This is a genomic window from Bacillus sp. GW823-FHT06A10 (genome assembly GCF_058795375.1).
This window is the reverse complement of sequence record NZ_JBXAHT010000002.1, coordinates 1,032,323-1,054,221: the sequence shown is the minus strand read 5'-3', so window position 1 is coordinate 1,054,221 and position 21,899 is coordinate 1,032,323. Positions and strand designations below refer to the sequence as shown.

General features: G+C 35.6%; 18 protein-coding genes. 2 read left to right on the top strand and 16 right to left on the bottom strand.

The features are described from left to right. Nucleotide 1: 1 nt before the first annotated feature. Together AC1Q8M_RS20365 and AC1Q8M_RS20360 are read left to right on the top strand one after the other, a co-directional pair. Nucleotides 2-1,186 carry a DUF3994 domain-containing protein gene (locus AC1Q8M_RS20365; protein ID WP_492334187.1) on the top strand — a complete coding sequence of 395 codons (1,185 nt, stop codon included), beginning with the start codon at nt 2-4 and terminating at the stop codon, nt 1,184-1,186. Between the two features lie 81 nt (nt 1,187-1,267). Then, nucleotides 1,268-1,945, top strand: coding sequence for a DUF7018 domain-containing (lipo)protein (locus tag AC1Q8M_RS20360; RefSeq protein ID WP_098289973.1), 678 nt, complete (start codon nt 1,268-1,270; stop codon nt 1,943-1,945). Between the two features lie 344 nt (nt 1,946-2,289). On the opposite strand, the gene AC1Q8M_RS20355 is transcribed toward AC1Q8M_RS20360, so the two are convergent. The 16 genes from AC1Q8M_RS20355 to AC1Q8M_RS20280 form a co-directional block, all read right to left on the bottom strand. Continuing rightward, nucleotides 2,290-3,225, bottom strand: coding sequence for an N-acetylmuramoyl-L-alanine amidase (locus tag AC1Q8M_RS20355; protein ID WP_492334186.1), 936 nt, complete (start codon nt 3,223-3,225; stop codon nt 2,290-2,292). After that, complete coding sequence (locus tag AC1Q8M_RS20350; RefSeq protein WP_098292245.1) at nt 3,225-3,650, bottom strand: phage holin family protein; 426 nt, start codon at nt 3,648-3,650, stop codon at nt 3,225-3,227. Before AC1Q8M_RS20350 ends, AC1Q8M_RS20355 begins: the two co-directional genes overlap by 1 nt. A gap of 39 nt (nt 3,651-3,689) precedes the next feature. After that, a complete protein-coding gene (locus AC1Q8M_RS20345; RefSeq protein WP_492334185.1) occupies nt 3,690-9,131 on the bottom strand; it encodes a phage tail spike protein in 5,442 nt (1,813 codons plus the stop codon). Further along, complete coding sequence (locus AC1Q8M_RS20340; protein WP_492334184.1) at nt 9,128-10,603, bottom strand: distal tail protein Dit; 1,476 nt, start codon at nt 10,601-10,603, stop codon at nt 9,128-9,130. Before AC1Q8M_RS20340 ends, AC1Q8M_RS20345 begins: the two co-directional genes overlap by 4 nt. A gap of 41 nt (nt 10,604-10,644) precedes the next feature. Next, on the bottom strand, nt 10,645-14,283 hold the full coding sequence (locus tag AC1Q8M_RS20335; protein WP_492334183.1) for a phage tail protein: 3,639 nt from the start codon (nt 14,281-14,283) through the stop codon (nt 10,645-10,647). Between the two features lie 227 nt (nt 14,284-14,510). Then, complete coding sequence (locus AC1Q8M_RS20330) at nt 14,511-14,873, bottom strand: hypothetical protein (RefSeq protein ID WP_492334182.1); 363 nt, start codon at nt 14,871-14,873, stop codon at nt 14,511-14,513. A 6-nt stretch (nt 14,874-14,879) separates the two neighbouring features. Beyond that, complete coding sequence (locus AC1Q8M_RS20325) at nt 14,880-15,467, bottom strand: major tail protein (protein WP_098570344.1); 588 nt, start codon at nt 15,465-15,467, stop codon at nt 14,880-14,882. Next, the gene (locus AC1Q8M_RS20320) at nt 15,468-15,797 is read right to left on the bottom strand and encodes a hypothetical protein (RefSeq protein ID WP_492334181.1); all 330 of its coding nucleotides are present in this window, start codon (nt 15,795-15,797) and stop codon (nt 15,468-15,470) included. Beyond that, nucleotides 15,797-16,138: an HK97 gp10 family phage protein gene (locus tag AC1Q8M_RS20315; RefSeq protein ID WP_341065994.1), complete on the bottom strand. Its 342-nt coding sequence runs from the start codon at nt 16,136-16,138 to the stop codon at nt 15,797-15,799. Before AC1Q8M_RS20315 ends, AC1Q8M_RS20320 begins: the two co-directional genes overlap by 1 nt. A gap of 1 nt (nt 16,139) precedes the next feature. Then, nucleotides 16,140-16,493 (bottom strand): phage head closure protein, encoded by a 354-nt coding sequence (locus AC1Q8M_RS20310; RefSeq protein ID WP_492334180.1) that lies wholly within the window; start codon nt 16,491-16,493, stop codon nt 16,140-16,142. A gap of 1 nt (nt 16,494) precedes the next feature. Continuing rightward, complete coding sequence (locus AC1Q8M_RS20305; protein ID WP_001098850.1) at nt 16,495-16,788, bottom strand: hypothetical protein; 294 nt, start codon at nt 16,786-16,788, stop codon at nt 16,495-16,497. Between the two features lie 5 nt (nt 16,789-16,793). Beyond that, a complete protein-coding gene (locus tag AC1Q8M_RS20300) occupies nt 16,794-17,948 on the bottom strand; it encodes a phage major capsid protein (protein WP_492334179.1) in 1,155 nt (384 codons plus the stop codon). 3 nt (nt 17,949-17,951) lie between these two features. Further along, nucleotides 17,952-18,734: a head maturation protease, ClpP-related gene (locus AC1Q8M_RS20295; protein WP_492334178.1), complete on the bottom strand. Its 783-nt coding sequence runs from the start codon at nt 18,732-18,734 to the stop codon at nt 17,952-17,954. After that, complete coding sequence (locus AC1Q8M_RS20290; RefSeq protein WP_492334177.1) at nt 18,718-19,881, bottom strand: phage portal protein; 1,164 nt, start codon at nt 19,879-19,881, stop codon at nt 18,718-18,720. The genes AC1Q8M_RS20295 and AC1Q8M_RS20290 overlap by 17 nt, the downstream gene beginning before the upstream one ends. 8 nt (nt 19,882-19,889) lie before the next feature. Continuing rightward, entirely contained in the window at nt 19,890-21,557 is a 1,668-nt protein-coding gene (locus AC1Q8M_RS20285; protein ID WP_492334176.1) for a terminase TerL endonuclease subunit, read from the bottom strand. Continuing rightward, complete coding sequence (locus AC1Q8M_RS20280) at nt 21,554-21,865, bottom strand: P27 family phage terminase small subunit (RefSeq protein ID WP_069355644.1); 312 nt, start codon at nt 21,863-21,865, stop codon at nt 21,554-21,556. Before AC1Q8M_RS20280 ends, AC1Q8M_RS20285 begins: the two co-directional genes overlap by 4 nt. Nucleotides 21,866-21,899: the final 34 nt, after the last annotated feature.

Below are 21,899 nucleotides of genomic sequence, written 5' to 3'. Positions count from 1 at the left end.
AATGAAAGCAAAAATACTTATAACATTAGCTTTACCTATCATTTTATTATCTGCTTGTACAACAGAAACATACGGACTTACTCAATCAGAGTTTAAACAGGTAGACAAAGAGTTTAAAGCAGATAAAATGATAGAAGATATGAAAAAAATGCATTATAGTGATGAAGAGATTGAAAAACAACTAAGAGGTGCATTAGCAACTATTAAGGCTAAGCAGGAAGAAGCGGAAAAAAAGTCTAAACCGAAAAAAGACATACAATTAGACTCATACAGTAAAGAAACGAAAACAGATACAGGCAAACAATCCTCTGGTAAAGACGATACAGAAGGTTTTCCTACAGATGATATAGATAAGAAAGAAAAGAGTACAAATAAACTATCCGAAAAAGAATATGTCAATCGTGCATTTGAGTTACGTTTAGACTTACAACAAGAAATAGATAGTATAAAAGCAAAAGCTAAATCTATGATGGAAGATGGTGAATCAATTACAAAGCCTACAATAGATGCCATTACGGATACGAGACTTGTATTGGATGATTTAGAAAGCATGAATCCACCGAAAAAGTATGAAGAGCAGCAGGAGTACCTAATTAAAGAAGCTGTAACAAAGAGTAGAGAAGGATTAAATAGAGTAGAAGAAGATATTAGAAAGTTCGGCGACGGTAGAATTGGTACTGTAAGACTAAAAGAAGTACTAGAAAAAGGTATGAATGATGTAAACTACGGACCTCGTTTGTTGGAAACCTTATTCGAAGATTTTGAAGCAGATTATCCTGGGGCAAAACAGAAAGCAATGGATAAGAAACAAAAAGAAAAGAAAGACTCTGATGAAGGGACTGTTAATATCTCTGCAAACGGTAAGGAGTTAGTAGCTGATTGGGGTACATATCGAAATGGTGAATTTAATCTAGGTTTTGACTTAAAGAAAGATGGTTCTTTCCTCATGTATGAGAGTGAAAACAAGGAAGAGCGTAATCAAACTCATATGATAGGTGAATGGAAGTATGACGGGATTAAGAAAGAAATTACCTTCAAGTATAAGAAGTTTATAGAGCATGGCTCAGAGAAAGAAGGTATAGACTTACCACCATATGCGGAATTCAAGGTATTATCCTTTAACGGTGATACATTTGAAATGATGGAATTAGAAAGTGAAGTAGTAATGAAAGCAAGGAAACGCTAAAGAAGCAAGTAAGCTGTATAAAAACGTAAACAATAGAGTATAAAGGGAATCTACAAAGTAGGAAGTAAAGGGGTAGGAGAAATGAAAAACAAGAAACTAATATGTTTAGCACTTCCAATCATGTTATCAGCGATAGGTTGTTCAAATAATGACATAGAAAAAGAAAAGAAAACTGATAACTTACAAGTAGCAGAGTCAGAAAAGAAAACTGAAACAAGATCTGATAAGGATGTTATAAAATCGTTAAATGAAGAAGTAGATAAACTACATAAAGAAAAGGACGAGTTAGAGAAGAAAATACAAGATGAAGAAGCTAGTAAAAAAGAAGTAAGCAAAGAGAAAGATGTAATTAAAAAGGAAGACAAGATAGAAGACAATACGAGATTCAGTACTATAAAAGAGTATCAAGAGACAGTGTATAAACTTGCTAATAAGTTTGAATCTGAATTACGCGCAACGAAACCAATAATTGAAAAAGATAAAACACTATTGACAAATAAAGACGAATTAAAAGCGCAGTATGATAAAGTACAAGTACAAGCTGACAAGATAAAATCTCTTCACCCACCTAAGGAGTACACAGATTTACAAATCGGACTGATAGATTCCTTAACAATATATCAAAAGGCAGTAGCCGGCATGTTTTCAGGCTTAGACGAAAGGGATAAAGAAAAGGTTAAAGGGTATGAACAATCTGTAATGGATGGTTTGGCATACTTTAAGGATTCACTAAACGCAATAAAAGAAATAAAGGAATAAGATATGTCCTTTAATTTAAGGGGAGCATCTTCATGAAAGTTGTACGCTCTATATTTAAAGGCTTTCGTTTAATAGGTTTAATTGTAAAGCCAGTACTTAAAGCATTATCTAAAAGTAAATTTTAAATCTCATAAAAATTAAGATCCCCTTCTGCATATGAATGCATCAGGGGATCTTTTTCAATTTATTCTATTCGTTCTACAGACAGTACTCATAGATAAATAAGAAACGGTGTATATTTACCCTAACATTTATAAAGATGAAAATCAATATATAATTATCTACATATAGAACCAGATAATAATTTTTATTCATAAAACTATTCTTTTGTATAGTAATATGTTTTATTTTTCAAACTTCACATATTCACCAGAAACCCATTGGTCGCCGCCAACATTATACCAACCATCTCTATATCCCCATGTTTGATATTTTTCACCTTGGTACACATTTTTTACGACGCTATAGTTAGTTCCTGGACCAGTACGAACACGTAATACATCAGCTGTAATAGTTACTACACCAATGCCATCATTTGAAGGTTTAGAAGGCGCTGGTGCACTTTCTCCTGTATAACGAATGTATGATGGATTATTATAAATCCACTGATTGCCCCCAAGATTTAACCATCCGTTTGACTCACCCCATACTTGGTAGGACTCACCTTTACCCAATTGACGAATAACTCCGTATCCAGTACCTGGACCTTTTCGTAAATTCACGTTATCACCGTTAATATAAGCAACTTTTACACCATCGTTTGAAGGTGGAATAGGAGTTGGCATTACTGGAATACCTCCACCGTTATATGCATTTTTGACTCTTTCAATAAAGCTATTCCAACGTCCTTCTGCTAACATACGATGAGGACAGTACTTTCCACTCCATGATTGGTGTGTGCGAACTTTACCAATTGGAATATTGTACTGTTTCATGAGTTGAGCTACAACGATAGCTGCATTATCTTCTGCTTTATAATATCGATCTCCACCGTTTAAAGAGTAACAAATTTCAACTCCAATAGATTTACGATTTCCGTTACCGCCACCATCACCGCAATGCCAAGCGTTGCGCTCTAAAGGAATTCCTTGTACAGCTTCTTTATCATCTACTGCAATATGAAACGATACTTGGTTGTCATTACGAATCATATAAGCCACTTCGTTATTCGCTGTAGCATCGTTATAAGTATTGTGGACAGTAATGAATTCTGGATTCATTGTATAAGGACACTTAGTACCATATTTGCTTGCATCAACTAAATTTTTTCTGATTTCCATTATTGAACATCTCCCTTTTTCTCTTCTTGTTTTTGTTTACCACCTAAAATTTCAACTGCATTTGTTAACGCTGAAGGTAAGGGAATTCCCATACGACCAGCGTTTTCTAAAAGCGAAAGTAACTCATTGCCCATGAAGAAAAAAATAGTCGCTTCACGAATAGCACTATTGCTTCCAAGTGCCACATCTAGCTGGGTCGCCACTCCAACCAAAAGAAAAAGCACCACCTTTTTGGCGATGCCTTTGAAACCAACTTTACTTTTTAGCTCTCCGTTGTATCCTGCTGCGACTACTCCTGTGATATAGTCGATAGCTGCCATGATTACTAGAACTTTCAATGTTGCATCCCATCCTCCCAAGAAATACCCACAGAAGCCACCAAAAGTGGCAATAAAGGTTTTTAATAATACATCAATACGATCCATCTTTTCCTCTCCTTTTTTAGATAATAAAAAAAGACCAGCTTATGGCTGCTCTGGTTTCCCGTTTATTAATTTTTGTACTAATTCTGTTAATGTAGACACATTGTTTGTTAGTGTCGCAACCTGCTCTTTTAGTTGTTTATTCTCACCTTTAACAGTAGTTAACCCTTCGTTAAATTCATGATACTGCTGTTGGAAAGCTGCAATAAAGATAGAAACAGTATTATATAAATTAATGGCTCGTTTCTCTTTATCTGTAAATATATCGTCCGTATCATCTGCAATCATACCGAAATACGTTTCAATTTCTTTTGTTGTATATGGTTCTGTTTTTTCTTCCGGTTTGTTCACACGCATTTGATACAGATCATACATATCGTCCTTGAAGTTGTACTGTTTGATAGCTAAACTCATGATTTTATCAAGAGCTGAGAAAGGAATATCTTTTATATTTTCTTTCATATTCCTAGCTGATGTAGGATTAAATGCTTTCGCCCACATTTGACCATTGGCATTTACATTTTCTTGCGCTCGCAGCGTTCTTAATTCTATATCTCGCCATCCATTACCATACACATCTTTAATTTGTAAATTCATATCATAGCCTGATACAAGACTTGCTCTTAGCATTAATCTTCCCATGTTTAAATCATGATCATTAACGCCATTGGCAAAGTATATACTGTTCCCAGTACCTTTTCTATCAAAATGAAACTCACCATAGTTATTTTTAAAATAATGCGGCTCTGTTGTCGTCACTATAAACTTGCCGTACCCAGGAGCCCATCCTTCAGATTCAAAAATAATATCATTCAAGTTTTTAAAACGAAATTGTCCATCTGAATATACGCTCAGATGTCCACCGTCATTCTGCATTTGAATATAATTTGACCAAATGTTAGTTCCTTCTGCATTTTCTCCTTTAGAAACCCCAAATTTTGCATACGCTTTAGAAGGTTGATCAACTCCATTAATTCGCGGCATGACTTGATAAATATAAAACGATCCCGTACCCCTGTATTTAATATTGTCAGAACCAAGGACGAGTGAAGGTTGAATACTTCCATCTGGCGTCTCCATAAATCCCAAATAAGCACGATTAGCGCCACTTCCATACAAAGTCATGTCCTGTGCATTTAAGCGGATGTGGTTATTATTAGAACCCTGTGGTGCTGTTTTGATAGTAATCCCTACTAATTCTTGAGCTCTTAAGTGTTTTGCTTCAATGTATCCGTCAAGATAAATCTTCCTAGCCTGAATCAATACAGCTTGAGCTGTTTGGTTAATTGCGGAAGCTATTTCACCAGCTTTAATTCTTGTGCTAATTTCATTACTCATTACAGATAACTGAGAACTATGAGATTCTACAATAGCTTTGCTTCCAAATGTACCGTCCGCTTCTGTTTTCGTGTAAACATTTGTAGCTTCTGCCTTTAAGTCAATTCGGTTAGATTGCTGATTAATTGTCGTCTCCATTTGATTGACTTTATTGTTGAAATCACTAGTAGCTACTTTTTTAGCAATCTCACCAACTAGAGCATCATAGTTTCCTATATCTTTAGGGTTTTCCATGAATGTAGAAGGAGTTGATCCTTGTTGTAGCATTGGTTGAGAAACCCACATTCTACCGTTTTTACGTACCCATATCTCTGCTCTAATATGAGTTACGTCTTTGTTTGGCATTCCTAATTTAACGCTTGCGAATACCCAAGAGCCGTTTACTAATAGTGGCTCAAGCTCTGTTTGTACGTGGTCTAGTGCTGTGTTACCATTCCACAGTTGCATTTTAATGACTCCACCTTGTCCTTCAAACAATGATTTATTATCTGTGTAAAACCATGCTGAGTAAACATAGACACCACTCCTGCTTGTCACAGGTATTATTTGATTAATCCCCGCATATACAGGATCGGTTTGTCCTGTCTTCTCAATCTTTGCAGAGTTGTAGCCGTCATGATGTCTCGCAACATCTACAGTTACTCCAGCAGGAACTATCCATTTATCGAAGCTAGGAGTACGACTGGTAATTGCACCGGAGTTCTTATCTATGTCTCTCTTTTCAAACGCAGTATTAAGTAACATATTAGTAGAACCTAATCCACCTACATAATTTTGCATTTGAGTCTCAGAAACTTTAGATTTAATCTGATTATTCAACTGTGTGATATCGGTTGTGTTTTGTTGAATAATCTCCCCTTGTTTGCCCTGTGTTTGCGATAGAGTTGTAATGGTTTGTGCATTAGAATCTGTTGTTTGTTTAACTTGATTCAAGGTAGTTTGCATTGTACCTTGATCTTTTTGAACAGTTGATACAGTAGTTTTTACACCATCCACACTTTTTTCAATTTCGGTTGTTTTCTTGGTGAATTCATCGGTTGTTACTTGATCTTCTGCCGCTGGTCTATATTCAGTTGCTTTATTTCCAATTTCAATTTGCCATTCTTTAAGTACAACCATACCTTTTACATTTCGAATTAAACTATTTAGAAAACCAGTTTTAATCGCTTTATTTTTTATGGTAACAACAGCAGAATAACGAACCCAACCTTGAGAGGTAGCAACTTTGTCTTCTATACGAATAGGTAGCCAAACTTGCTCATTATCTTCATATGTCACTGATAATTCCATACCAATCCAAGGGCTAGGTGTTCCCTTCGAAAAAGCTTGTGTTCTAGCCGTAATAGAAAGAGCAACTTCTTGACCTCTAATCATTTCGAAAGTATCAGGAACAAATTTAAAAGATTTTAAATCAGTATTTGAAATGTTAGTTCCAGTGTCAGATTTAAGTGTACCACCTGTATTTAACAGAAGATTACGTCCGCTAAACTTCATATCATCAAACTTTTTCTCAACACTACTCAACTTCTCGGTGACTTTTCCTGCTTCTTCTTTAATTTCAGTTGTTGTTTTCTTAAGCTCACTTGTTGTTTGTTGTACATCAGAAATCGTCTTTTTCGTACCTTCCACAGTCAATTCAACCGTATTTAATTTATTACTAATTTCAGTATCTTTTTTAGTTAACGATTCAATAGAAGTTTTAAATCCATCTGCGGTTTGCTCTGATTTCGTCAAACGTTCTGTAAGCTTTCCTTGTTCGCTTTGTATGCTAGAAACAGAGGTATTAATCCCTTTAATAGTCGTCTCAATTTCTACTGTCTTTTTAGTAAAATCAGTTGTCGTAACTTGGTCTTCGGGAGCAGGCGACCACCCCATCGGAACATTACCTTTGTATAAAGCGACCCAATTTGTTGTAACTTTACCTAAACGGTTTCCACCAGTAGGGGATAAATAACTTGCAACCATATATTTCCCAGTCCACGTAGGGGTGAACAATGTGTATCCTGTGGAATCAGTTAATGTTTTTATCGTAAAGTTTTTACTAACATACTTCCAAGTAGGTTCATAGATGTAAATAACTAGGTATTTCCCATCATCTAGTGCTTGTTGGTCTACTCGACCATTTCCCATTAAGATATATGTTTCACCTGCAACTAGATCAATAGTTGTGATTCTGAATCCGAAACCGTAATCACTTGATGTTTGTTTGATTGCGCTGTTTGGAACTAGGTTACGTACACTGATTTCTGTATTTTCAACAGTGGTTTCTAGTTCGCTTAACTTTTGTTTTGTGCCACTTGCTGTTGTTTCAATTTCATTTGTTTTGTTTTGTAGTTTAGTTAAATCGTCGTTTGTTTTCGTTAGCTCTGACTTCTCCGCTTTCTGTCTAAGAGCTTCATTCGTTTGATCCATAGATATATTAATATCTTGGAACTTTTTAACGTTACCATTCTTATCAGTTTCATAGATTTGTTTACCAATAAATCCATTGTTAATTTCCTCTTTTGTAAACACTCCAGATTTATCGGCTTTATCTTTTAACTGTGTATTAATCCATGTTTGATCCACTTTTCCATTAACTTGCTTTTGAACATCCACTATTTGTCCAGCTATCTCTTGCGCTTTACCTTCCACACTTTGAACCTTTTGATTTAATTCCGTTTTAGCTGTTTCAATATCTTTCTTAACATCTTTAATACTTTGCTGCAATGGTGCTGTATCAGGAATAACAGGTTCCCACACTACACCTGTCCATATTTTTAAAATACCAGGCTTTCCATTACTAATATCACGCCATAGCGTTTTATTTGATTTAAGATTAGCGGTGGGTGGATTAACTCCTTCAACAATATCTACAAGATTTTGATCCATGTATTTTTGTGTTGCTTCTGCCAAATCTTTTGCTGTTTGGCTTTCTTTTTGAGCCTGATCAGCTTTATCTTTAGCATCAATGATGTCTTTGTTTTGTTCTTTTACTTTATTATTTAATTGGTCAAATAACTCTTGCGGAACCTTGTCATACAATGAACTTAGTATCTTTTGGTATAATCTGCGCAACTCGTCATTTTGATCAACGATTTCACGATAATCACCAAATACATAGTTATCTTGTGTAGGATCTTTAAAAGATTCATCACCAGCAATAGCACGAGCTTCAAGATACAACTTAGGTGTAAACCCTTCGTCTATAATTCGGATTGTATCTCCTTCATTGATTTCTTCATGTGATAAACCAGGTACTCTTGCTATATTTTGTGCATCGACTCCATAAGAAACGGAAGCATTCACAAGCTTACTCATTTCTGTTTTCATTAAAGTTAAAAGTCTTTCTGGAGACATATTTTGATCGTCTGTTTGCGGAGTATAGAAAGCGAATTTATGTTTTCCGTTCTCATTCCAGCGTTGGTAAGCTGCATCATCCACAAGATAAGGAACGCCCTTATTTATGGATGAGATTGTAATAAATTCTCCATTTTCTTTTTTTACAAAACCCAATAAGGCTGTACAAATGTTTTGAGAGTTCTCAATTCGTTTAATTCCTATTAAATCTTTACCAAAGGTTACTTCTTTTCTTGTATCTCGCCCTCGTTTCTGAACCATATCCACATAGCGTCCAACAATTTTAGAACCCACAACTTCAGCACGATATTGAATTTCTAATTCAAATGAAGCGGCAATTTTCTTAAGCAAATCCAATGGATCAGTAAATTCTTCAATTACCATTGAATGCGCTCCATCATGTTCGGTTTTACCTATTTTCCACTTCGTTCCTTTAAGAGCTATTTCCATACATTGTTTCAATGTTTTACTTTCTATTTTTTGCGGCTCAATAATTCCTGCCTTAGCAAGCTGAATCCATTCACCAGATGCATAAACCATTAATGATCTATCTTTAGAATCCTTTTCCGTTTCTGTAATGACATAAGGAACGATTCTACCACCGCGTACTTCTTTTAGTACTAAATTTTGTTGTACAAGTGTTGCTGCATGATCTGTATTCTCAAATACCCTAAACTCTAGAGTATCGATATTATTTTTGATTTCCCAATGTCGTTTGTCATCCCAATAGTCTTTAGTTTGTATAGCTGAAACGATTTGATTTGTTTTAAAATCAACAACATGTAAGTCTCCACTTGGTGCACTCATCTAAATCGCTCCCTATACGTCAATTTTGCTATTCCTACATTTGCTGGACGTATTATAACTTCATTTTTCCCCCTTTTTATAACAGGGAATGAACTAAATATATCTTTTAGTGCAATTGCATTTGTTCCATTGATTGTTACTAATGATCTTTCTGTATCTATTTGAATTTTATCTCCTATATCAAAAATATAAGGTGTTACATCTTTATCGAAATGATTAATCTTGTAAAACTTAACGTCTTCAACAAACGCGACTTCCATCGCATCATTATTTCCGTATTTAGTAACTGCTACAGCTATTTTCTTTGGCTTCATACTTGTATATTTTGATGTATTACTTACGTCTATCCAATAATCTAATTCAGTATCGTTATCAATCTCTGTATTCGTTCTGTATTTAGATGCTTTAGCAAACCACTTGTTTCCCTCGCGTTTCATTGACAAATGACCTCTAAAGTCATTGAACGATCCTTCACGAATACCACCTGTAGATTCGATAATTCTATAGTTATCTTTATTGACTTCAGATTCCATCCAACCTACACCAACTCTAGTGTTAATGTTCTGCATGGTATTGTAGTAATCTGTTAAATCTAGCATGGTCATAACTTCGTCATTGTCTCCTAGAAGGAATACAGCTACAGAACCCATCTGACCAACTCTATTAGAACGTATTGTAAATTGACAATCTAAAATAAAATCAGTAGCATCTTGAGGAATTGCTCTAGTCATTACAGGTCCATGCCATGCGGTACCATTACCATAATCTTCAGCATAGAATGCGTAACCTTGCCATACTTTAAAACTACCTGCTGGCTGAATATAACCGATTTTTTGAGTGTAAGGTGTCCATTTAGTTAAGTCAGTCATTTCGTCCCATAAAATACGTTCCTCTCTAGACACTACAACCGTCTGTACCGAGACTGGATAACCAAGTCTGAAGTATTCTAGACCATTCCATACATCAAGAAAAGGACTCTTTGCCCCTACAGTTATATCAATAATTGGATTAGACTCTACAGATCCTTTATTAATAAAGTTAGACTTTAAGTCACTGTTCTCAATAGCAAGGGTTTTGCTTTGTACAGGACCTAACTTATATGGCATTGGGCAAATGAACGTAAGAGTTCCTATTCCAAGTGTTACAAATTCATCTAGATCAAAACTATCATCCACAACCGCTAAATATGTTCTATTTGGTTCTACATCAAAAATAAGCTCTACTGGTTGATCCGTTATTAACCAACTTGCAATTTCTTCTTTTAACATTTCTAAATCAGTATCATCAGGAACTATGACTCCTACAGGAATTGATAAAACACGCATCTCTGTTTGTGTATTTAATAATCTTGCTCCTGGATATCCTGGGGTACTTAGAAAATTCCGTTTCAATGGTGCCCAAGTTGGTCTTTTCCAACTTTTTGCAATTTGGATATAATTTTTACGTTCATTGTTAAATTTGAAAGAGCTCATTTTGACACCTCATTTCTTTATAAAATAAAAGAAACCCAAACTTAAAAGTCTGAGTTTCTTTTTTCTTCTCTTTCTTGATACTCGGTTGTATATCGATAAGTACCACGCGCCACATCTCGTCCTTCTAAAACAACAGGAACTTCCACAACTAAATCGCCACCAAGCATCGGGATTACTCCGCCACCAGATGATCCAGAGGATTGATTAAATACTTGATTCGATACACTGTTTGTCATAGCTTGTCTACTATTCGACATACTTCCATACACACCACTCATGACAGACTTTAATCCGGATAGCTGATTCATAGAACTAGCCATCATACGGCTCATGTCACCCATTAATTGATTCATAGTCCCTGTAATACCAAGCGATTTTTCTTTCGATGATAAAGGTGTAACTGTGATTGAATTACCCTTCTTCGTAAATAACTCTGGTCCGGCTTCTCCTGTGATAAATGAACCATCACCTACTGGCTTTCCGCCTTTAGCGAGCATTGGTACATGTGGAATAGTTGGAGCGCTAACTCCTGGGATCTCATTCAACAATTCTGCTGGTGTATTAAAGCCATCTATGAATTTATTAATAATACGAATGATTCCGTTGATAGCTGTACGAATACCACTCTTAATTCCATCCCACACGCCTAATACTGCTGACTTCATTCCATTAAATGCACCACTAACAGCGCTTGTTACCCAACGAACAGGAGTCATAATAGCATCTTTTAGCCCATTCCAAACTGATGATGCGGTTGATTTGATACCTTCCCAAATGTTTGAAAGAGTTGATTTAATACCATTCCACACGCTGCTACTTGTACTACTAATCATATTCCAAACAGTTGAAATGGCTGATTTAATGCTATTAAAAATTGAACTAGCTGTGGAAACAATTGAATTCCATAAGCTAGAAAGATAACTTTTAATTGTATTCCATACTGCGCTTGTAGTGGCACTAATTGTATTCCAGGTATTTACGATCCAATCTTTGATTGATTGAAAAATCGGTGTGACTATAGAAACTAGTGCGTTCCAGCAAGATTGTAAAAATCCTTTTACTGCATTCCACACCGTCATTGTGGTGGAACTAATAACATTCCATACATTCACAATCCAATTTTTAAGTGTTTCAAAGACAGAAGTTGCAACCGAAACAATACCATTCCAACAACTCTGAAGAAAAGAAACTATAGCATTCCACACCGTTTTTGCTACTGAACTAATAGCGTTCCATACAGAACCAATAAAGTTCTTTATCGATTCAAATATTGGCGTTGCAAAGTACAAAATAGCTGTCCAAATCGCTTGTAAGTATTGAGAAATGAAATTCCATACAGTTTGAACCACTGTAGAAATACCATTCCAAATCATAGAGAAGAAATCAGCAATCCCTTGCAAAATAGGAGTTAGAAAGGCAACTAATCCATTCCAGGTATCTTGAAAGAACGTCGATATTGAAGTCCATACCTCGGTGAAGAAAGTTGCTATTCCTTGCAATACAGAAGTAAGATATTCTACAATTCCATTCCAAATTTCCATGCAGAAATTAAAAATAGAAGTCCAAATACCAACATATGCTTCTAAAATAGCGGTTCCCCAGGTTACAACAAACTCAACTATTCCATTCCATAAGCCTATTAAGAACTCCTTAATTGAGTTCCAAACTTCCGATGTAGATTCACTAATACTATTCCAGGTATCACTTGCCCATTGCACAATACCGTCCCATATTCCTACTAAGAACTCTCCAATTGCATTCCAAGCATCAATGGTCCATTGTTTTATAGAATCCCAATTTTGATAAATTAGTACGCCCAAGGCAACTACAGCAGCTACAACCACAGCGATTAACGCTACCCATCCCATCATTGCAGCCCCTATACTCGATATGACGACAACAATTGGTGCTAAAGCCATAAATGCTCCAGCAATTACACCAATAGCTACGGCAATAGCTGCTAATGTAGCTGCTAATTTAGGATTATTAGAAATCCAATCAGCTATTTTAGCAACGACATCAGCTATAACACTAAGAACCGGCTGAAGTGCAACTTGTAAATCCTGCATTGCTTTTTGAAATTTAACTGCTGGGTTTGCATCCATTTTTTTAATAGAGTCATTCAATTTATCCTGTTGTTTTCCAAAATCGACTGTTTTATCTTTCGCTCCTAGCAAAGTATTAATGATATTTTGCCCTTGATCTTCGTACATTGTTCCGAAAAACTTAACACCTAATTCATTACGCTTTGTTTCGTCTTCAACTTGTGATAGAGCTTGTGCAATCTCAGTCATAGCTGCTGAACCTTCTTTACCACCATTGGCTACAGCTTGCCCCCATTTTTCAACTTGTTCTGCTGAAATTTGTGTACCTTCAAGTGCTTCTTTCATAGCCTTATCGACACCTTGACCGAATTCAGCCGCTTTTATACGACCTTCTTTCAGTCCATCTAGCAAATTATCGATATTCCAAGTTCCTGTTTCAACCCCAGCTGCCATAATAGCTTGTACTTCTTCAGCGTTGTATCCTGCCCGCGTTAACTGACCACCATATTCGGCAATAATATCTAATTGTTCTGTTGGAAAACCCATTTTTAATAAGGCATCAGCCATACCGAGAGCGCCTTCTTGGGAAATCCCTAATTCATTTCCTATTTCATTTGTTTCTTGAATTAATTCAGTAAAATCTATACCTGCATATGCTTTAGAAATAACAGCTGCGCTTTTTACAAATGAAGCATTTGCTTCATCACTAACATTTTTATTTAAAGCCCATTGTCTTCTTACACCTTCAAGCGATTCTTCAGCATCTAATCCATATGCTGAAATGCCTCTTACTGCTTCCTCTACTGATTTTTTTGAGGACTCAGGAACATCGAAAGAAATATCAATTTTTGTTTGTAGCTTTGACATATCCATTGCTTTTTCAATAGCCGTTGCAATTCCCCCACCGGCTGCCATTCCACCGATAACATTTTCTAATCCAACTTTTAGACCTTCAAACTTTTTCTCAGTTCTACTAGCCTCTTGCTGTAAATCTCTTAACTCATTTCGAACTTGTTGTATTGAGTTTCCGGCATCCACAGACCGTAGCGCTCGCTGTAATTTTTCAATGTCGCCTTCCGCTCCTAACGCCTCACGACCAATTAGACCAATCGCTTGGTCTAATTGTCTACTTGTTGCTGTGCCGCTTTTAATTGCATTCACAAGACGATTCCCTAATGCTCCTGCAAAATCATCAACACTTTTCCCAGTCGCGCTAAACAATGTTTCTAATTGCCTTGTGGAACTCGCTACATTATCTTGTTCAGCCTTCATATTTCCAAGTTTATTTTTCAGTCCATTAAGAGATCTTTCTGTAAATTCAATTTCACGTCGAAAAGCACGATATTGTTCTTCAGAAATTTTACCGTTTTGAAATTGGGCTTGCACTTGTTGTTCCGCTGCCTTTAATTTATCTAATTTCTGCGTTGTATTTTCTATTTGTTGTGTGAGTAACTGTTGTTTTTGAGCAAGCGCTTCAACGTTACCTGGATCAAATTTTAATAAACGCTCAACATCTTTTAACTCTTTAGCCAAAGAATCACTCTGTTTATTTACATCTTTCAAGGCATTTTGAAGACCCGTAGTTTCTCCATCTATAGAAATTGTAATCCCTTTAATTCTTCCTCCTGCCATCATCTCACCCCTTTCTTAGAATGTATCGAAGTCTTTTTGGTTCGCTTTACGAGTTTTGTCTTTATCTGGTTTCTCCATTTCAGCAAATTCAGCAATGTAATCAAAACAATCACCAATTGTCATAACTTCTAAATCCCAATGCGTTAATTTCGCCTTATAACAAAGAGCAAGAAACGTATCAGTGGTTAATTCTTCATCACTGAAAGTCCCTTGCTCTCCATTACTTTTGTTTATTTTTTTTTTGCTCCCATTGTACTTTGAATCATATCCATAATTCCCGGAATAATCTCTGAGATAGGGAATTCATCAAAACCGTCTAACCATGTAATTGGCTCAGCAATTTCTGGATTTGCTGTTTTCGCGTATAACCAAACTAAATCATAAACAACTTCAAAATCTAACTTACTTAAATCTGCATTTGCTAAATCAATAGTGGCTAGTGAACCCTCTTGAGGATTTGAAGGAGACAAAATCCCTAACTTAAACATATCAGCAAATAAATCACGTCTGAATTGCGCTTTATATCGTTTAACAGTCGCTGCTGTACTTTTTAATCTGACTTGTTTTCCGTCTATTGTAATTGTCTTTTCCATGTACTATTACGCTCCTTTTGGTAATGCAGGTACTTTTGTATAAACTTTTTTGTACCAATTATTATAAATTTCTTGTTTTGATTTAGTTGTAGTTTTCGTTTTAACCATGCGCTTTCCATTAATATCAATAGGGCTTGATACAAATTTAAGTTCATTTGTATTTGGCTCCGCTGAATTAGTTTTCGTTTTAGATGCAAGTGTTGGACGACTTGCCGAACAGTTAAACATAACGTGGCGTGTTGCTCGTACATCTCCATCAAATTCGAATAACAATGCAAATGGTTTTCCTTTCGCATCAGCTAATTCATTTAATACGCCGTCTTCTTCGTCTAATTCTTCTCCTAGTGCATCGACTGCAAATTGTTCTGGAATAGTCGCAATAGATAGCGTCCCATCATAACCCTGGTTATTACTTGCTGCATAGTAAAGCATGTCATCGGCGTAGAATTCAATTAAATCCCCTCGTGGATCAAACGTTAATTCAACTGCACCTGGTAATGGAATCGGTGTACTGAATGTAACTACACCATCTTTAATATCGAAGAGTGCATAATGGACATTTTTCAGACCAAAGGCTACTTTGTTTTCATTCATTTACATCAACCTCGTTTCGTATATTTTTTGATACAATTTTTCAGATTCAATAAAAGTCCCATACGAGTCATAAGGAATATCATGATCGTCTAGGACTTTTTCAAGTTTGGCTTCTGCAACTAGATCTTTTTTAGTTGTGTAAAGCTCAATATTTGCATCGTCTATCTTGTGATAAACCTTGTTATCAGCCATTAAATTTGCTGATCCATCCACAAGGAAACAAATATAAGGTGGCGCTGGTACTGGCTTACCTGGCGTTGCTGTAAAATGCGAATAAGCCACAGGATAACCTGTAGCTTCAAGAATTTTTGTTAATTCACCTAATGTCATTATTCAAGCGCCCTTTCAATTCGTCTTGGTACTTCATTAATTACATACTCTTCAACAGGACGAATATGGACTTGAGCTGGAACACGTCCACCACCAGCCTTCGCATGGCCATTTTCCAAAAGATGCGTTAGTTGCCCTTTTATATTGTGGACGACAACGCCATTACCTTCTTTTTTCTTACGCCACCCTTTACGATAAGCCCCTGTTTTTTTAGGACCACTTTGTCTTAATTTACTTACAGCAACATCAGCAACTTCTTCTTGCGCTGTCAACAATTCTTCTTCCACAACATGGGCATATCTTTGTAATTCTCTAGCAAGTTCGCTCGCAAAATCATTCATATTAAGTATGCTCCTTTGCGATAATAGTCAACGTTTGATACATTTCATCATCATTCATTGGCGGTTCGATAATATCAAAGATACGACCTTTCATATTGATTCGCATTAATTCTGTAATACCTGCTGTATAAGGCATCACAAACCGATAAATTCGTGTAGATTGTGATGCCGAAGCTTCAATGTACTCCGAGCCTTTTACCGTTTTTATCATTGCCCATGCTTTTTTTACTTCTTGCCAATTATCTGTTTCAACTTCTTGATTCAAATCATCTTTTATTACTTCAGGTTGCTCAATGATAATCCGATTTCTACAATCACCTGTATTAAGTGGTTTCTTGTACTGAAAAGGACGCATATTAATCACCGTCTAATTTAATTTCTTCTAATGCTTTATCAATACCTAAACTATTAATTTGACTTAAAAAATTCTTGTCAAAATACTCTAATGCATCGTTATAAACATAACGAGAACGTTCAAAGACTAATTCTTTGAACTCCTCGTCTTTATTTAAATCATAATTCCCACAAATCCTAAGTAATGCCTTGTTAGACGTAGAAAGGATGCGTTTTAGGTTGTCGTCTTCCTCATCCCCTAAGTGCATCCTATCTTTGAATTGCTGTAATATTTCATTCGAAATTACTGTATTCATTCACATCATCCTTGTGTTGGTGGAGTTACTTCTTCAAGCTTTAGTGTATAAACTTGTGAAGTGTATTTATCCTTCGGTTTACCTGTAGCATATTGTTTAGCAATATAAACAGTTGCATCTTCTAAAGCTAATGTTTCTTCATACTTTTTGATTGTCTCTGTTCCACCCATCGCTGCAATGTATTCTCCTTTAACAAAGAAAACCACTTGTCCTTGAGGTACAAATACAGATTCTGTTGGGATTGGATTAAAAGGTAAGCTCGTTACATATACACCTGCCGCATTTTGAATCGTAGCATTTGCTTGAATATCAAAAGTATCGAATGGATTTGTTACCATAACTACTTTACCAGCAATATTTTTTGGTCGATCTGCATCTGTTTTACCATCAGGATTTAATTTTTTAGCCAATAATTTGACCACGCCTTTTAGTTCATTAATTGTTTTGCGACCAGGCTCAAAAGTTAAAGTTCCAGCAACTTTTTTATCTGGATATACTCCATTCGTAACACTTCCGCTAGGGTCTTTTAATAATCCAATAGGTTCATTTTTACCCGTACCAGCTACAAAACCACGTTCTAAACCTACTGACATTGCTTCTGTAATCATTGTACGAACATATCGTTCCACCCATACTGGACCAAGCTTCAACATATCATTTGCTAATGGAATAAATGCTGTTAATTTCAGTTGAGTAATTGATTCTTTTCGGAATGTAGCATTTAATTGCCCTTTAATATCACCAAATAACGGTCCCCATACAGCTGCACCCTCTGGATCTCCATAAATAAATTCTGTCACGGCTCCTAAATTCTCTAAGCCAATATGCTCTAATAACGGATGACCTTGAACTAAATCATCAAAAATTCTCTCTTGTGTTGTTTTAGGCAAAGTTTCAGTAGATTTAAAACCACCATCTTCAACAACGGCATTAAAGAATTTCATTTCTTCACTTGTTAGTACATTAGCACCGCGAGATTGCATAATAGAACGATCTACCATTGATTCATTCACTTGATTTAAAATATCTGCTCGTACATCTGTAGCAAGTGCTTCAATCATGGAGTTTAATGCTACTGATTGTTCTTCTGCTGTACCATCCTGTGTTGCTTTTGCAAAAGCTAGTTTTTTCTCTTCGAAATTATTAAACTTAATAACCATATTTTATTTTCCTCCTAAATTTAAAAAGAGCGTACTCAAATTCTGTTTTGTATGAACAGGCTTTTGAATAGGCTCTTTTGGATTTGTATTCGTTTGTAAATCATTCAGAATTTCATTTTTCAAACCTGATAATGCTGCATTTAAATCTTCTTTTGTAATCCCTGGGCTTTTGTTCATGGTTCCATTTCTAAAGCCATCGATTACCTTCTGCGGAAGCATGGCAGCAGTAGAAGCTGACGCTGTCATTTTAACCTGATTATCCATAAACATGATTTCATCCACAAAATTATTTTCTAATGCTTGTTGTGGACCCATCCAAGTTTCTTCAGCCATCATATGAAGTAGTTCCTCTTCTGATTTACCACTTTTAATGACATAGGCGTTTACAATTGCTCGATCAGTTGTTTTCAACATTTCAGCAGCTTTTTCCATATCACGATGATCTCCACCATTCCACATAGAAGCATTGTGAATCATAATTTGTGCTGTAGGTGAAATTCGGACTTTATCACCAGCCATCGCAATAACAGAAGCCGCACTTGCAGCCAAACCGACAATTTGAACTTCTACATGACCAGGATAATTTTTTAATGCTGTATAAATTTCTGACCCTTCGTGTACATAACCACCAGGACTATTAATCGATACAATCAAATCATCACCATTGGCATTATTTAGTTCTTTTGAAATTTTACCTGGGCTTGCAGCATCCATTTCAAACCAATCATAAATCCAAGCTTCATCATTCGAAATAATTGGTCCTTTCACGTCAATTTTCACCGTCATTTTCTTTCTCACCCCCTTCAGATTCATTTAATTTTGTATAGTTCTTCGTAATATGATGGACATTTAGGTTTGGATCATCTGACTCTTCATAATCTACTTCTGAACGAATTTCATTTCCTGTAAATGCACTTGAAGAAATGAGCTTATCAATACTTGTCGCAAGATCAAATATACTTTGATAGGAAACAGCTTTAACCTCAATTTTTTGTCCCAAAAGATATTCACTCATTTCAAAGAATTTAACATTCGCTTCATCAGATAGTTTTTTTAATAATGGTCGTACTGTGAAAAGCATATAATTTTTCGTTTGCTTTTCTACATCAGCCATTTCTCCATATATCAAAGCTATAGGAATACCGATTGCCATAGCTACTTGATTTAAAAAACCATTTGTTACTTTATTGATTTCTTCCACACTTGGGCCATTTGCAACACCATTGTATATCTCGTTATAATTAATACCTTTTTGCTGTGGAACAATAGCTATATCTTTCGAACCAATTGACTTATACATGTTGTCTATAAACTCTTGTAACTTTGCTATTTGTTCCTCAGTTTTAGCACCAATCATATCCATATCAACTGTTCCACGAACTTGATTTTTACGTTTTTGAGAGTTTAATATTCTGCCGAACAAATCCCCATAATCTGCAAATAATCCATCAATAAGTGGGGTTAATTTATCATTCCGATACTTCAAATGAATAACTTCGCTTTGCTTAAAACTTCTCTTAAACGTATATTCTTTTACCCTTACATCCGTAAAAGTATCTTCAAACACAGCGTACTCATTATGTTGAAATCCATCTACAATAAGTAAATCACCATCATCTGCTTGTATAACTAAACACTCATTATCATAAATAAGTTTGCGAACAAACCTTTCCCAAAAGGTACTTGCAGTCATATTCTTGTTTGGTCTTACGTTTAATCGATAATAAAGCTCATCCTTCTTAAATGATTTACCATTTCTTACTCTAAATTCAGATTGACTAATCGTCCTTCCTAAAAATGAAACGCATGTATCAATCGCCAATCGTTTCATATGAAGCCTGTTTGCTGTATCTGTTATTATGTCCAGATCCAACATGAATTCTAGTTCTTTATTTCTTTTAAATACTGAACCTAACCATCCAATGGTTATCACCCCCTTTATTAGAATTTAATATTGCCTATAACAAAATCAGTAGCTTCTTGTATCTCATCCGCCCGATAAAGAGCATGAACAAAACACTGAAACCCATCTGTTTTTCGACGAACAGGCTCTTTCTTTTCGTATATTTTATTTCCATCAGCTTTGATAACAACCAACACATTTTGTGTATACCAACGCATTAGTGGATTATCCTCAAAAACAATTTGTTTATTTGCAAACGCCATTTCAATACGTGGAGCTAACAAACTATGAATTGCTTTTGGATTTCGTATTACTTCTATTTCAAACCCTTCTGCTACTAATAGTGGTCTTATTGCTTCCATACGGAAGTTATCAGCTATAATCTTTTTGATTCCATATTGCTCGCGCATTGCTACAAACCAATCAACAATATGTTGAGGATTAATAGTAGGCTCGTCCACAACTGTTAACAAACCTTGCTCTTCCCAATCTTTTATAGGAGCAAATTTTTGTTTTTTATACTCGCCAGCTTTTTTAGAATAACCATAATAAATATCAACAAATTCTTTACGCACAAAGGAATGGGTTTTAAAAATGTACTCACCATTTTGTCTAAATAAAAGACCACATGCTGCGAAATCTCGAATACTCGCAAAGTCTAACGCTCCTATGCATTCTTGAGCATATAAATCAGGGAATGGACGGTTTGTAGCAAGAATCTCTGACCATTTTGCAACAGATCGTTCTAGATTTGTAACTGGTAAGTTCATACGCTTTGTCATAAATTCTTCTCGGTTACTTGGATCATCCTCTAAATCTTCATATTCTTCCTTTATCGTTTCAAGTAATCCCTCAGCATACTCGCTTAGTGGCTGCGATAACATAGGATTAGCTAATTCCCAATTATCAATATCATCAACTTCCTTTTCATCATTAAGCTTACAGATAAAAGGAAATACGGCATTAGGACGAGCTTCACCATTTAAAACCTTCATAGCTTTTTCTTTTTGTTTATCTAAAAAGCCATCTCGTACATAACCATCTGTACCAATATAAAATTCACGAGGGTTTTTCTTTTTCCCTAAGCCGCTGATATGGACGCGAACGTCTTTATTACTTTCATATTGATGTATTTCATCAAATACAACTGCACCATCACGCAAACCGTCTTTTGTATCCCCGTTGGAAGTTCTAAACTTTAGTATACTTTCAGTAGCCTTTGAAACAGTTTGAGTTAATGTGGTTTTAAACGCTCTCTGTAAAACCTCATTTTTCTTTACGCATTTATGCACTTCGTCAGGACTTGTTTTCGCTTGTTCCTCACTATTCGCAACAACAGAGATGTTATACTCTGGAATACCGTGCAATTCACTAATTAAAAAGTGAATAATTACAGATATCAGACCATTTTTACCGCCACCACGTCCTAACATCCATAGGAATTTCCGATAAAATACGCGTCCATTTTTCTTATAAAACAAAAAAACGAATGCTATTAAGAATTTTTGAAATGGCTGCAATGGAAAATACCACTTCTCACCGAAGTTGATACAATCCTGAATCATTTCATCATCAAAATACAAATCGTCTCTGTTTAAAACGTATTTTTCTAGATAATTAATTAACAGTTCTCTCTCTTTGTTGAACTTTATTTTTCCACTTCGATAAAGTCCAATGTATTCTTCTACATACTTTTGCCTAATCATGTTAAATCACTTTTATTATAACCAGCCTTAGGAATATTTGGTTTACAAACAAACTTTATATCTCTTCCTAAAGCAATTAAAGAACTGTTAATTTTATTTCTCTCACTTATAAGAGGATGGGCCTTAACAAAAACTTGAGATCCGTTTTTGACTGTAACAGACTCACCTTCCTTATTGATAGTCCTGTTTATTTTTCTAAATGCTTTAACTAGATCAATGTATCGTTCTACTTTTTCAACCTCGACTAAATCTTCAACATCAATACTGTTCATTAGCTGTTCCTTTAACTTTGTAATACTGACTGCCATCTACCCACCCCCCTTACGTGCGTAATTTCGAAAA

What these genes read in the sequence shown, in the direction of transcription:
- AC1Q8M_RS20365 (WP_492334187.1), top strand. Translation starts at nt 2, where the DNA reads ATGAAAGCAAAAATACTTATAACATTAGCTTTACCTATCATTTTATTA.
- AC1Q8M_RS20360 (WP_098289973.1), top strand. Translation starts at nt 1,268, where the DNA reads ATGAAAAACAAGAAACTAATATGTTTAGCACTTCCAATCATGTTATCA.
- AC1Q8M_RS20355 (WP_492334186.1), bottom strand. Translation starts at nt 3,225, where the DNA reads ATGGAAATCAGAAAAAATTTAGTTGATGCAAGCAAATATGGTACTAAG.
- AC1Q8M_RS20350 (WP_098292245.1), bottom strand. Translation starts at nt 3,650, where the DNA reads ATGGATCGTATTGATGTATTATTAAAAACCTTTATTGCCACTTTTGGT.
- AC1Q8M_RS20345 (WP_492334185.1), bottom strand. Translation starts at nt 9,131, where the DNA reads ATGAGTGCACCAAGTGGAGACTTACATGTTGTTGATTTTAAAACAAAT.
- AC1Q8M_RS20340 (WP_492334184.1), bottom strand. Translation starts at nt 10,603, where the DNA reads ATGAGCTCTTTCAAATTTAACAATGAACGTAAAAATTATATCCAAATT.
- AC1Q8M_RS20335 (WP_492334183.1), bottom strand. Translation starts at nt 14,283, where the DNA reads ATGATGGCAGGAGGAAGAATTAAAGGGATTACAATTTCTATAGATGGA.
- AC1Q8M_RS20330 (WP_492334182.1), bottom strand. Translation starts at nt 14,873, where the DNA reads ATGGAAAAGACAATTACAATAGACGGAAAACAAGTCAGATTAAAAAGT.
- AC1Q8M_RS20325 (WP_098570344.1), bottom strand. Translation starts at nt 15,467, where the DNA reads ATGAATGAAAACAAAGTAGCCTTTGGTCTGAAAAATGTCCATTATGCA.
- AC1Q8M_RS20320 (WP_492334181.1), bottom strand. Translation starts at nt 15,797, where the DNA reads ATGACATTAGGTGAATTAACAAAAATTCTTGAAGCTACAGGTTATCCT.
- AC1Q8M_RS20315 (WP_341065994.1), bottom strand. Translation starts at nt 16,138, where the DNA reads ATGAATGATTTTGCGAGCGAACTTGCTAGAGAATTACAAAGATATGCC.
- AC1Q8M_RS20310 (WP_492334180.1), bottom strand. Translation starts at nt 16,493, where the DNA reads ATGCGTCCTTTTCAGTACAAGAAACCACTTAATACAGGTGATTGTAGA.
- AC1Q8M_RS20305 (WP_001098850.1), bottom strand. Translation starts at nt 16,788, where the DNA reads ATGAATACAGTAATTTCGAATGAAATATTACAGCAATTCAAAGATAGG.
- AC1Q8M_RS20300 (WP_492334179.1), bottom strand. Translation starts at nt 17,948, where the DNA reads ATGGTTATTAAGTTTAATAATTTCGAAGAGAAAAAACTAGCTTTTGCA.
- AC1Q8M_RS20295 (WP_492334178.1), bottom strand. Translation starts at nt 18,734, where the DNA reads ATGACGGTGAAAATTGACGTGAAAGGACCAATTATTTCGAATGATGAA.
- AC1Q8M_RS20285 (WP_492334176.1), bottom strand. Translation starts at nt 21,557, where the DNA reads ATGATTAGGCAAAAGTATGTAGAAGAATACATTGGACTTTATCGAAGT.
- AC1Q8M_RS20280 (WP_069355644.1), bottom strand. Translation starts at nt 21,865, where the DNA reads ATGGCAGTCAGTATTACAAAGTTAAAGGAACAGCTAATGAACAGTATT.